Source organism: Sinorhizobium sp. KGO-5, from assembly GCF_036245905.1.
Classification (GTDB): Bacteria; Pseudomonadota; Alphaproteobacteria; order Rhizobiales; family Rhizobiaceae; genus Sinorhizobium; species Sinorhizobium meliloti_A.
Genome location: NZ_BDIZ01000002.1, coordinates 747,367 through 758,755, shown reverse-complemented (window position 1 = coordinate 758,755; position 11,389 = coordinate 747,367). Strand labels below are relative to the sequence as shown.

11 protein-coding genes are annotated in these 11,389 nt (G+C 60.0%); 3 read left to right on the top strand and 8 right to left on the bottom strand.

Going from position 1 to position 11,389, the window contains the following annotated elements; all coding sequences use genetic code 11:
- Positions 1-5: 5 nt before the first annotated feature.
- From BHD07_RS12860 to BHD07_RS12840, 5 genes are all read right to left on the bottom strand, one after another.
- Positions 6-305, bottom strand: a complete 300-nt coding sequence (locus BHD07_RS12860) for a conjugal transfer protein TrbD (protein WP_324765103.1) — start codon at positions 303-305, stop codon at positions 6-8.
- Complete coding sequence (locus tag BHD07_RS12855; RefSeq protein ID WP_338280554.1) at positions 298-681, bottom strand: TrbC/VirB2 family protein; 384 nt, start codon at positions 679-681, stop codon at positions 298-300. The genes BHD07_RS12860 and BHD07_RS12855 overlap by 8 nt, the downstream gene beginning before the upstream one ends.
- On the bottom strand, positions 671-1,648 hold the full coding sequence (gene trbB, locus BHD07_RS12850) for a P-type conjugative transfer ATPase TrbB (RefSeq protein ID WP_338280552.1): 978 nt from the start codon (positions 1,646-1,648) through the stop codon (positions 671-673). The genes BHD07_RS12855 and trbB overlap by 11 nt, the downstream gene beginning before the upstream one ends.
- Before the next feature lie 10 nt (positions 1,649-1,658).
- A complete protein-coding gene (locus BHD07_RS12845) occupies positions 1,659-2,282 on the bottom strand; it encodes an acyl-homoserine-lactone synthase (RefSeq protein ID WP_338280551.1) in 624 nt (207 codons plus the stop codon).
- A gap of 207 nt (positions 2,283-2,489) precedes the next feature.
- Positions 2,490-3,818 carry an MFS transporter gene (locus tag BHD07_RS12840; RefSeq protein ID WP_338280549.1) on the bottom strand — a complete coding sequence of 443 codons (1,329 nt, stop codon included), beginning with the start codon at positions 3,816-3,818 and terminating at the stop codon, positions 2,490-2,492.
- 489 nt (positions 3,819-4,307) lie between these two features.
- On the opposite strand from BHD07_RS12840, the gene BHD07_RS12835 reads away from it, so the two are divergent.
- Entirely contained in the window at positions 4,308-4,946 is a 639-nt protein-coding gene (locus BHD07_RS12835; protein WP_338280547.1) for an SGNH/GDSL hydrolase family protein, read from the top strand.
- A gap of 218 nt (positions 4,947-5,164) precedes the next feature.
- Here BHD07_RS12835 and BHD07_RS12830 read toward each other — a convergent pair whose 3' ends face one another.
- The gene (locus BHD07_RS12830; RefSeq protein WP_338280545.1) at positions 5,165-6,487 is read right to left on the bottom strand and encodes an NAD(P)/FAD-dependent oxidoreductase; all 1,323 of its coding nucleotides are present in this window, start codon (positions 6,485-6,487) and stop codon (positions 5,165-5,167) included.
- Positions 6,488-6,707: 220 nt separating this feature from the next.
- On the opposite strand from BHD07_RS12830, the gene BHD07_RS12825 reads away from it, so the two are divergent.
- Positions 6,708-7,184: an Lrp/AsnC family transcriptional regulator gene (locus BHD07_RS12825; protein ID WP_102762975.1), complete on the top strand. Its 477-nt coding sequence runs from the start codon at positions 6,708-6,710 to the stop codon at positions 7,182-7,184.
- An 84-nt stretch (positions 7,185-7,268) separates the two neighbouring features.
- On the opposite strand, the gene BHD07_RS12820 is transcribed toward BHD07_RS12825, so the two are convergent.
- Both BHD07_RS12820 and BHD07_RS12815 read right to left on the bottom strand, forming a co-directional pair.
- Positions 7,269-8,642, bottom strand: a complete 1,374-nt coding sequence (locus BHD07_RS12820; protein WP_338280542.1) for an aspartate aminotransferase family protein — start codon at positions 8,640-8,642, stop codon at positions 7,269-7,271.
- Positions 8,643-8,655: 13 nt separating this feature from the next.
- Positions 8,656-9,486 carry a GNAT family N-acetyltransferase gene (locus BHD07_RS12815; RefSeq protein WP_338280540.1) on the bottom strand — a complete coding sequence of 277 codons (831 nt, stop codon included), beginning with the start codon at positions 9,484-9,486 and terminating at the stop codon, positions 8,656-8,658.
- Between the two features lie 482 nt (positions 9,487-9,968).
- Here BHD07_RS12815 and BHD07_RS12810 point away from each other — a divergent pair, with 482 nt between their 5' ends.
- Positions 9,969-11,246: an NAD(P)/FAD-dependent oxidoreductase gene (locus tag BHD07_RS12810; RefSeq protein ID WP_338280538.1), complete on the top strand. Its 1,278-nt coding sequence runs from the start codon at positions 9,969-9,971 to the stop codon at positions 11,244-11,246.
- Positions 11,247-11,389: the final 143 nt, after the last annotated feature.

The following is an 11,389-nucleotide window of genomic DNA, read 5'->3' as shown; positions in this document are numbered from 1 at the left end:
CCTCCTCAATACCGCCGCCACGGCGAGGTGGTCGCCTTGTAGTAGGGCTTGTAAGAAATGTGCCGGAAGTAGACCTGACGCATCAGCGGGTCCGCCTTTGCCATCATTCTCAAGAGCCCGACGATGACGATCCAGACGGCAACCCCGAAGAGCGCGGAATATATTGTCAAGACCACAAAGATCAGGATGACCGCGGCGAGACCTGTGAGCAGGACCAGTTCCCGGTCCGCGCCCATCAGCAGATTCGGACGCGAAAGTGCACGGTGGATGCGGTTGTGTTTTAGACGGGACAGGGACTCAACCATGAGCCCCCTCCCCTACTCTGCTTCGGCTGAAGAATGTGGTTCGCTCGTCCGATGCTCCAATCGAGGCACCCGTCGCGCCGAACAGGCCGATGATGTTGGTGGCACCGAGCAGGATGCCCGCCACCAGCACGATATACACCAGCCGCCGCGCGAAGTCGTTCAGTTCTCCCCCAAAGATGAGCATGCCGCCAGCAATTGCGACCGCTGCAAGTGCAATAGCTCCCGCGACCGGCCCGGTGATCGACTCCTGGATTTGCTGCAGCGGCCCTTCCCAGGGAAGACTGCCGCCCGAACTGGCGAGCGCCGGCGCGACGCAGGCGAGAACGATGTGCGCCACAAGGAGTGCGACTGCGATGACGGCATTTCTACGCGACATTGCGCGCCTCCTTCTCTTCTGTAAGCTGGTCGGATTCGACTTCGTACTGGCCGCCCGCGAAGCGCTCGACCTGAATGACGTCGCGGACGCGCCGCCCGCGCGGGGTCCGTTCTATGGAGACGATGAGATCGACCGCTTCTCCGATCACCTCATGCATCGGCTGCTGGCTGGCTTCGGCGGTCAGCTGCTCGAGACGGCGGAGCGCCGACATCGCTGTATTTGAATGGATAGTCGCCACGCCACCCGGATGGCCGGTGTTCCACGCCTTGAGTAGTGTGAGCGCAGCGCCGTCGCGGACTTCACCGACCACAATTCTGTCGGGCCGCAGCCGCATGGTGCTCTTCAGCAGCCGCGCCATGTCAACGGTATCGCTGGTGTGGAGAAGGACAGCGTTCTGGGCCCCGCATTGAATCTCTGCGGTGTCCTCAAGAATGACGAGCCGGTCTTCTGGTGCGCTCTTCACAATCTCGTCGATGACAGCATTCGCGAGCGTCGTTTTGCCGGAGCCAGTTCCCCCGGATATGATGATGTTGAGCCTGGAGGAAATCGCGCTGCGGATCGTCGATGCCTGGTACTCTGTCATCACGCCGGAGCGCACATACTCATCGAGCGGGATAAGACGCGACGCACGACGACGAATAGTGAAGGCAGGCTTGGCGACCACCGGCGGCAAAAGACCTTCAAAGCGGTGGCCACCGATCGGCAGCTCTCCGGAGATGATCGGCTGTTCCGTGTCCACCTCTGACTGAAGCGCATGGGCAACGGTACCGATCACCATTTCCGCCGCGGCCGACGACATCTCACCGGCCGGCGCGACGCCGTGGCCGAGCCGCTCGATGAAGAGCTTTCCGTCCGGATTGAGCATGATCTCGACGACCGTTGCATCGTCCAGCGCCACGCAGAGGTGATCGCCGAGCGCCTCCTGAAGTTTGCGGACAAGCCGAGGGTGAGAGCGAAGCTGGTTCACCGATTTCTCCTTACGCTGCCTTGCAGAGGGGGGTGCATTCAGATCGGTAGTTAGATGGGCGGAGTTTTTGAAATGTGCCGGCGTCGGCGGGTAGGATGCCCGCCACGGCCATCGTTACGCCGATCTTCTTCGGCTCCCCCAACCGCTGCAGCGGCCAGCCAACACGAGCGAGGATCCGCTCGAAGCGGAGATCGGTCACCGTGACGATTTCGGTGAAGCCATTCGCCATGCACCATTCAATGATGCCTGCGAACATCGTCAGCGTTGCCTCATGTACCGAGCCGGCTCCCTTGCCCTCCCCGAGACTAGTGTCGACGCAGAAGCGGGAGCTTTCGATCATCGCGGAGTGCGCGTTGAGCTGGCCATTCGGAAGTAGCGAGGAAAAGACGTCCGTCACCATGGTCGGGCCAAGCGCCGGAAGCAGCCTCGCGCACCCTGCCACGTCACCGTTGTTCGAAATTGCGAGGATGTAGGTTGGCATCAGCGCGTCAAAAGCGTCTGACTCCCGACCGTCAATAACGTCAACGTCCCAGCCCAACCGGGCGGAAAAGATCCGGGCGCGCAATTGGTGATGCATGTGGAGGAGCCGGGCTTCTTCGTCATTCCGTGGCTTCGAGATCGCGAGAACCTGCATGAATTTCTCCGTCGTTGTTGGTCGGCGGTGAAATCAGCACGGATCGGAATCGGTTGGCAGTTGTAGAATCCTACAAAGCCAAGCCGAGATAAGCGGGCAATGCGGAAAGGGCTTGGTCATTCGGATGGGGATATCGCTGCCTTCGCTCGCACCGCGCCGAGCCGCCTCAATGGGGGTGACGGCCGAGTGTCAGCATGGGCGACCCTGTTACAACTCGGTTCGAGGCTCGGTTGGCTGCCAAATGCTTATTCTGCGGGTCTCTGGCATTAAGAAGATGGCGAGCACGAAACACACGGCAGGAACGGCAATTGGGTAGATCAGCGCGTACCCGATACTACCTGTCGCTGCGAAGGCCGCCGAGGTTATGAACGGCACCAGTCCGCCACCCCAGCCGTTTCCGATGTGATACGGCACTGATACCGACGTGTACCGAATCCTACCGGGAAAATATTCCGCCAGAAACGCCCCAACCGGTCCGTAGACCATGCCGACATAGCAAACGAGGATGAAGATGATGAAGATTGCGATCGGATAGTTGATGCTCCCAGGCTGCGTGACCGCACCGAGCCACAAATACAGCGGGTAATAGGTGAGCGCGGCGAGCAGCATTCCTCCCAGGATCACTGGCTTGCGGCCGATTACGTCGGAAAGCCAGCCAAAGAGGATTAGGCTCGGCGTTGCAAGAAGCAATGCCGCTCCGACGATGTAGGCGGAGTTCAGCGGATCCACTTTGGAGACCTGCTGCAGAAAGTACAACGCCCAGAACTGTCCGCTGTACCAGACCACGCCCTGTCCAATAAGCACGATGGTGGCGATCCCCACATATTTGATGTTGGAGCTGAGAAACGCTTCCCTCCAGGGATTTTGGGTCATTTGCCCCTTGGCCTTGATCTCCTGGAAGATTGGTGTCTCCTGGAGCTGGAGCCGAATGTAGATCGCGATGCCTACAAGCAGGAACGACACCAGGAATGGAACGCGCCACGCCCATGCGTCGAAAGCTTCACTGCCAAAATAGGTTCGCGCCGCGATGATCACCGCCAGCGACACCACGATCCCGAGAGTCGGGGAAGTCTGAAGCCAGCCTGTATAGTAGCCGCGGCGTTCGTCGGGGACGTGCTCGGCGACGTAGGTGATGGCGCCGCCATACTCGCCGCCTAAGCACAAGCCCTGGATCATCCGCAAGCTGAAAAGAAGGAAGGCAGCGGTCAGACCGATCGACTCATAGGTGGGGATTAGACCGATCGCACCGGTGCCTAACCCCATTCCCGTCAGCGTGATGAGGAATGTGTATTTGCGGCCTACCCTATCGCCCATCCAGCCGAAGAGGAAAGCGCCAAGTGGGCGGATCAGGAATCCTGCCGTGAAGAGCGCAATCGTACTCAGCAGCGCCGCAACCGGGTGTGATTGCTCGAAGAACTTGACGGACAGAACCGCAGCCAAGCTCCCGAAGATATAGAAGTCATACCATTCGATGATGTTTCCAACCGATGCGGCAACGATCACGCGGCGGAAATCCGTCGGGACTTGAACAGCCATGTTGCTTCCTCCCGTTTCAAGACATGGCTCTCGGTAATTTCCTATAGTTTACCACGAAAATCGCTTGGCCAAAATCGAGCAGTGCTCGCGAAACGCGGCATCGAGCCACCAGGATTAGCATTGAAGACGAAGGAGGGCCCCGTGAAACAACACTCCCGCTTGGCGATGCCGAGCCGCTCTTTTAGAGTTCCAGGGTGCGGGCGTCATTCTAAGCGCTTTGCTCACCAATTTCCGCTCTCCACTGGTGGCGGACCGAGGAAGCGTCCGCCCTTCGAAAGCCGGCTCTGAATCCTGTGCCTTGAATGGAGCCCAACCGAAGACTTCGAATGCTTCGGCAAGCTTGCCTCATACGCTCTTACCGCTAGTTATTCGTTTGACCAGGAGACGAGTGCGGTGATGATGGCGTTGTCGCGTAGAGGCCTCTTGCTGGCGGCTGCTATCTCGGCCGCTACTGCGCGCATGTCATTCACGTTGGCAGGGGAAACGGCTGTGGCGAAAAAGGTCGTGCTTCTGGGCGATTCGGTGTTCGACAACGGGGCTTACGTCGCCGGCGGGGCAGACGTCCTGCAGCATCTTGTGCGTCGGCTGCCGGCGGGGTGGTCTGCCTCTTTACTTGCCGCTGACGGCAGTCTGATGGAGGATGTGCGTCTGCAACTGCAGCGCCTACCGACCGATGCCACCCACCTGGTAGCAAGTGTGGGCGGCAACGATGCACTCCGCGTCTCCGAGGTCTTAAACGCTCCCTCGCGGTCGGTCGGCGACGCACTGCTCAGGCTCGCGGCCGTAAGAGAGCAGTTCTGCTCAAGCTATTTCGATATCCTAGATGCCGTACTAGCCGCCAAACTTCCGACGGCCATCTGCACGATTTACGACGTACGCTACGCCGACCCCGACCAAAGGCGTGTTGCGGTCACGGCCCTCTCGATCCTTAATGACTGCATTACTCGTGCAGCCGCCGAGCGAGGGGTTGCGCTAATCGACCTCCGCGTTATCTGCGACGAGGATAGCGATTTCGCCAATGCCATCGAACCGTCCGAGAAGGGCGGCGGCAAAATCGCTTCCGCCATCGTCTCGTTTGTTGCCCCGAATCCATCACCAGGTGGACGCGGCGAACTGATTGTACGCTGATTTCGACATCGAGCCAGTTCGGCTCAATCGGGCTGCGGCTTGGCTCGGCTTAAACGCCGCGGGTCCTTGCACTCACTCAGCTCGCAACTTCGCAGCGCCGGCACGCTCGTGACCGGACGAGGAAGCGGGGTGTACTTTGGCTCAACGCGTCCTACCGCCAACCTTGTGACAAGCCCCCTGAATGAACTTGAGTTGCGCGCGCGACCGACCCGAAAGCGCTAAAACTCAGCCACTTTGCCCCAGGCGGAGCCTGTAAGACGCTCCGGTTTGTAGGGAATAGGGTCGACAAGGGGCGTTTGTCCGGTGATGACATCTGCGATCAGATGACCGGCACCCGGGCCGATTCCGAAGCCATGTCCGCTGAAACCGGCCGCGAGAATGAAGCCGGGAATGTTGGGGACCTCGCCGATCGCCGGCACACCGTCGGGCGTGCTGTCGATATAGCCGGCCCATCTTGAGGCGATTTTCGCCTTTGCGAGACCTGGCAGTAAGTTCCGGGCCCGGCGGAGAACTTCGGAAATCGTGCCCTCGTCGACAGCCGGATCGAGAATACGCATGTGTTCCATCGGTGTGCGCTCATCGAGCCGCCAGCGTCTGAGCGTTTCATGTCCCGAGCGCCAGCCCTCGACCCCGCCCGGTGCCAGATTCCGCCAGCGGCGGGCAAACATCGGTACGAAATATCTCGCGAACCGGAGTTGCTGTGCCGTAACGTCGACCCTGGCGCGGCCGCTGATCGCCAGGGTGTAACCGCCATCGGCACGCCGTGTCGTGGAGACCTCCGTCGTGTGGAGAGCATCCGGCAGGCCCTCGACCGGTTCGACGGACAGAATCGACGACCGGACCGAAGCCTGAGGGAAGCGCACACCCAGGTTGTTGCAGAATGACGAGGCCCAAGCGCCACCGGCAAGGACGGCGACCTTTGTCCGGATTGTCCCTTTCTCGGTGATAACGGCGGAGAGTCGGCCGCCACTCGTCTCAATGCCGCGAGCTGCGCAATTCTGGAGTACGACGCCGCCCGCGCTGATGATCGCGCGCGCCACCGCAGGCGCTGCCTTGGACGGATCCGCGGTGCCGTCAGACGAAGAAAAGACACCGCCTTTCCACGGCTTCCCCGTGGCTTTGCCACGCTCGGTCGCCTCCGTGGAAGATAGCATGAAGGTGGTCACACCCGCCGTGCGGGCGAAGTCCCGCCAGCGAGCCCAGCCCTCCAACTCCCTCTCGTTGTTGGAGAGATAGAGAAGCCCGCAGCGTCGGAAGCCGGTGTCCTCTCCGGTCTCGGCGGCGAACCGATCCCAGAGATTAAGGCTCTTGGTGGAGAGTGGAAGTTCGCGGGCATCGCGGTTCTGTTGCCGGCACCACCCCCAATTGCGGCTCGATTGCTCGGCGCCAATAAGCCCCTTTTCAACGAGAACTACCTTGAGACCGCGGCAAACGAGATAGTAGGCCGTAAAGACGCCGACGATGCCGCCCCCGATCACGACCACATCTGCGGCTTGGGGCTGGGAGTCCGTGGTTTCTATGAGAACGAGCGGGGCAGGCATGGTCATCTCCGTTGAGGCAAATCCATACTATTGCGGGCTCCGCCAAAGTGGCGCGCTGAATCCAGCGTTCAACGGAATAATGTTCTGCAATCGATGGCAAGTATAACCATTTATGCTGGCTGGATGTTTCCAAGCGAAAATGGACAAGGTGGGAAGCTGTGTTATGCTCTCTGGCATAATCTGCTGAAAGGCGGGCCCGAAACGGCCCCGGGGAGACCGCGTGAAGCTCGACCGCATCGACATCAAGATTCTCTATGAATTGCAGAAGAACGGCCGGATCACCAATGTCGAGCTCGCCGAATTAGTTCATCTATCGCCGAGCCCTTGTCTGATGCGGGTGAAAAAACTGCAGTCGGAGGGCTATATCGACGGCTATTCCGCCCATATTAACACCGCCAAACTCGGTCAGACTATAACGGTATTCACCGAAATCACCTTGAAGAACCACCGGCAGGTTGATTTCGCACGCTTCCTGTCGACTGCCGAAAAGATTGACTCGGTCATCGAATGCCACCTGGTTTCAGGTGGGTACGACTATCTGATCAAGTTCGTCACCAGCGGCATCGCCGAATATCAGGAGATCATGGAGCGTCTCATCGACATGGATATCGGCATCGACCGATATTTCAGTTACGTGGTGTTGAAATCGCCGATCGTCAAATCGCACCTGCCGCTGACCAGCCTATTTCCCCTGTGAGCCGGCAAAAGCCAGCAAAGTTCGAGTGGCGCCTCCCGAGCAAGGCTTTTCCGAGCTGCCGGAAGTAAACAACTCGCTCCCGCATCAAGCCATGACTAACCTGACATCACTGTCTTCCAGCGTCTGGTCCAGTGTCTTCCGGGTGCGGGCGACGATCGCATCGATATCGCCATCTGTGCAACAAAGCGGCGGCGCATAGCCCAGCACGCCATTGCCGAAGGCGCGGATGATGAGGCCGTTGTCCCACGCCCGGTCGAAAATCCGACGGGAAGGATCGGCCGTGGCCGGAAGCGGCGTCTTCTTCGTCTTGTCGGTGACGAGCTCGATCGCCGCCAGCATGCCGCGGCCCCTGATGTCGCCTACGAGGGGATGGTCGGCAAGACCCTGCAGCCCCTCCATAAGGCGCTTGCCGGCCTTACGGCCATTTTCCAGAAGCCCGCCCTCGTAGAGGCGCAAAACCTCGAGCGCCACCGCGGCACTCACTGGGTGGGCTGAATAGGTATAGCCATGCCCCACCAGGGAAGTGCCAGCGCCGTCTGCGATCGTGCTATAGACGCGCTCGGTCATGAAGACCGCGCCCATCGGCACATAGCCCGAGGTCAGGCCCTTGGCGACTGTCAGGAAGTCGGGAACGACTTCGTCTTCGCTGCAGGCGAAGAGCGGGCCGGTGCGGCCGAAACCGGTGATCACTTCGTCGGCGATGAACAGGATATCCAGTTCGTGGCAGAGGTCGCGCATCGCCTTCATCCAGCCCTTGGGCGGCACCAGTACGCCGCCCGAGCCCTGGATCGGTTCAGCATAAAATGCCGCCACCCGCTCCGTGCCGATCTCCTCCACTTTCTGCCGCAACGCCTGTTTCGAGGCAGCGATAATCGCTTGCGGATCGGGGCCCACGGGATTGCGGTAAGCGTAATGCGAGGGGATCTTGTGCTGCCAGTCGAAGGGGATGCCGAAGCCGGCATGGAAGGCCGGAAGAGCCGTCAGCCCGGCGCCGACCGTCGAAGAGCCATGATAGCCCTGTTCGAGCGAGATGAACTGGTCTTTCTGCGGGGTACCCTTGGCGTGATAGTAATAGCGGATGAACCGGACAGTGCTGTCGATCGCGTCGGATCCGCCGAGGGTGAAATAGACATGATTGAGATCGCCAGGGGCCCGCTCGGCAAGCGCCGCGGCAAGACGGATCCCCGGCTCGGCTCCGAGGCCAAAATAAGCGGTAGCGTAGGGCAGTTCCCGCATCTGCCGCGCGGCAGCCTCGACGATGCTGTCATGACCGTATCCGGCATTCACGCACCAGAGGCCCGCGAAACCATCGATGAGCTGGCGCCCGGACATGTCGGTCACGGTCGCACCGGAAGCAGAGGACAGGACGCGTACGCCGAGTTTTTCGTGGGTACGATAGGAGGCGACCGGATGTATGAGATGGGCGCGGTCGAGTTCGATAAGGGAGTTGCTGAGCATCTTTGTCTCCGATTCAGCCGAAAGCCTGATTGGCCAGGGCAAAGGTTTTTACACGGGGAGAAGGGTTGACTTGGCCGCCGCGCTGCATTGCCGTCGCTCCGCCGACATGGATAAGTCCACGTTCGGCCAACCACTGCGACAAGCCCAAGTCCTTGGGTGTGTCGATGCGAAGAAATCTGTCGCCTCGAGCCGCTATTTGGAACAAAATAAGCTTTTTGGCATCATCGGCATTCTCCGCCACCACGGGACCGATGACCTCACCGCGGCCGAAGGGGCGCGTCGCCGAGAAACCTGCGACGTGTCCGTCGCGCCGGATCACCGCAAACCGCCCGATATCCTTCATATAGAAAATCAGCTTGCTGCGATCATCGCCGAAGGCTGCCCTGTCCAGGGCAGCTATTTGCGGGAGATCGCCGGATTGCATCCATTCGACATCGATCGGCGCTTCAACGGCCGCACAGATGCCCTGACATTGCAGAATATCTCCAACTTGGCGAAAGCCCATCTTCTCATAAAGCGGCAGGCCTTCCTGGGTCGCAACCAGTCTGCATGGCACTCCGTGAGCACCATCAAGACCCGCTTCCATCAGTCGGCGGCCGAGCCCACGCCCGCGCATGGCTTCAGCAACGATGACCATATTTATCGTGGCGCAGCCTCCGAAGACTGTTGTGAGTGTAGTGCCGACGACTTTTTCATTCTCCAGCACGACGACGCCTGTGCTCATTGCAAGTGCCGTTTCCCAATCCTCCAGCCTGTGTGGCCAACCGGCCTGTCGCGAAAGCGCCAGCGCGCCTTCGAGATGTTCGGTACCAAACGGAACGATGTCGAGTTGGGTCATATGCATTACCTGGATCCCTGCTTCTTCACAGGGAAGAATAACGTCGCCTGAAAAGAAGATCGTCCCGACAACCGGAGACGGGCGACATCTTTGACCGTGTTGGCGAGCGCTCACCGCATCTTATGCTGATAGCAAATCTTCGAATGGCTCGGTGCCACAACGGCTGGCGGGCGCAACTCTCTGCCAAATATCGAGGAAATACGAAAGATTCTGCTTCGCATAGTGGCATCTGCGGCCAGTTGCTCTGCATAGCCCCCGGTAGAATGACCTATATCGAAGGCGCCTCGGCATAACCAAGGACCACTCGATGATACGATACCGACCGAATGCACTACCTTAAATTACTGGAGTGTTCTCCTCTCATGTTCATGTCGGCACTCCTTTTCCAGAACAAACTTGATCGTAGACGCGAGCCGATCAACGGCTATGTCGAGATCAAGAGCATGGCAGACCATTCCGGCGTTGTCGGCCTCTAGCGGAGCAAGGCGATGAAGTTCGAATCCTACTGGCACGACACCGCCCCGAAATTCGCAGGCGCCTGCAGTGGCCCCGTCGAAGGCCATTATGATGTTGCCGTGATCGGCGGCGGCTTCACCGGCTTGGCCGCAGCACGGCAGCTCGCGAAGTCCGGCGCGCGCGTGGCCGTGCTGGAGGCGAACCATATCGGATGGGGTGCATCCGGCCGCAACGGCGGGCATCTCAACAACGGGCTTGCCCACAGCTTCATCGCCGCCAAGGCAGAGCTTGGAAAAGAACGCGCGGTGGCGCTTTATCGAGCTCTCGACGACTCCATCGATACGATCGAAAAAATCGTTGCTGAGGAAGCAATCGATTGCGACTTCCGGCGCGCGGGGAAGCTGAAGCTCGCTTCAAAGCCTCAGCATTTCGAGGCGATCGCCCGCAATTTCGAAGCGGTGCATCGTGAGGTCGATCCGGATACCGCCCTGCTGACGCCGGATGATCTCAGGACCGAGGTCGGCTCTCCCTTCCATGGCGCAATGCTCTCAAAGAAGAGCGCGATGATGCATATGGGCCGATATGTCGTTGGATTGGCCAAGGCGGCAGCACGGCATGGCGCGACGATATTGGAAGACGCCCATGTGACGCGCCACACCATATCGGGCCCGAAGCACCGACTGGAGACGGCCCGAGGTGAGGTGACCGCCGACCATGTCCTAGTCGCAACCGGCGCCTATACGTCCGGGGCCTCCTTCAACTATTTCCGGCGCCGCATCATCCCGGTCGGCAGTTTCCTCATCGCGACCCGGCCTTTGACCTCGGCGGAAGTGGCAGCCACCATGCCGGGCAACCGCACCTGCACCACCTCGATGAACATCGGCAACTATTTCCGCCTGTCGCCCGACAACCGGCTGATCTTCGGCGGGCGCGCCCGCTTTGCCGCGACGTCGGACCAGCGCTCCGACGCAAAGAGCGGCGCCATATTGCGCGCCAGCCTCGCCCAGATCTTCCCGCATCTTGCCCATGTGGAGATCGACTATTGCTGGGGCGGCCTGGTGGATATGACCAAGGACCGCTATCCCCGCGCGGGCTATGTCGACGGCGTGTGGTATGCGATGGGCTATTCGGGCCATGGGGCACAGCTCTCGACGCATCTCGGGATAATCATGGCCGACGCCATGCTGGGCAAGGCTGACCGGAACCCGCTCAAGGGCCTTGAATGGCCTGCTGTGCCCGGTCATTTCGGCAAGCCCTGGTTCCTGCCGCTGGTCGGGCTCTACTACAAGACCCTCGACCGATTTCAGTAAGGCGGCCCTCCTCCCCTGCCGCCAATTGGGGCGCGGATCTCTCGATCCGCGCCTTCTTTTTCACCGCTAGAATGGATGGAAGCACTGCAAGCAAGGATGCAGCTCAAAGCCAAGTTGGGGGCGCTTGAGCACTTGAGTGGCTC

Coding starts and splice junctions, on each gene's coding strand:
- BHD07_RS12845 (WP_338280551.1), bottom strand. CDS start 2,282: ATGCAGGTTCTCGCGATCTCGAAGCCACGGAATGACGAAGAAGCCCGG.
- BHD07_RS12855 (WP_338280554.1), bottom strand. CDS start 681: ATGTCGCGTAGAAATGCCGTCATCGCAGTCGCACTCCTTGTGGCGCAC.
- BHD07_RS12820 (WP_338280542.1), bottom strand. CDS start 8,642: ATGCTCAGCAACTCCCTTATCGAACTCGACCGCGCCCATCTCATACAT.
- BHD07_RS12815 (WP_338280540.1), bottom strand. CDS start 9,486: ATGCATATGACCCAACTCGACATCGTTCCGTTTGGTACCGAACATCTC.
- BHD07_RS12860 (WP_324765103.1), bottom strand. CDS start 305: ATGGTTGAGTCCCTGTCCCGTCTAAAACACAACCGCATCCACCGTGCA.
- BHD07_RS12810 (WP_338280538.1), top strand. CDS start 9,969: ATGAAGTTCGAATCCTACTGGCACGACACCGCCCCGAAATTCGCAGGC.
- BHD07_RS12830 (WP_338280545.1), bottom strand. CDS start 6,487: ATGCCTGCCCCGCTCGTTCTCATAGAAACCACGGACTCCCAGCCCCAA.
- BHD07_RS12840 (WP_338280549.1), bottom strand. CDS start 3,818: ATGGCTGTTCAAGTCCCGACGGATTTCCGCCGCGTGATCGTTGCCGCA.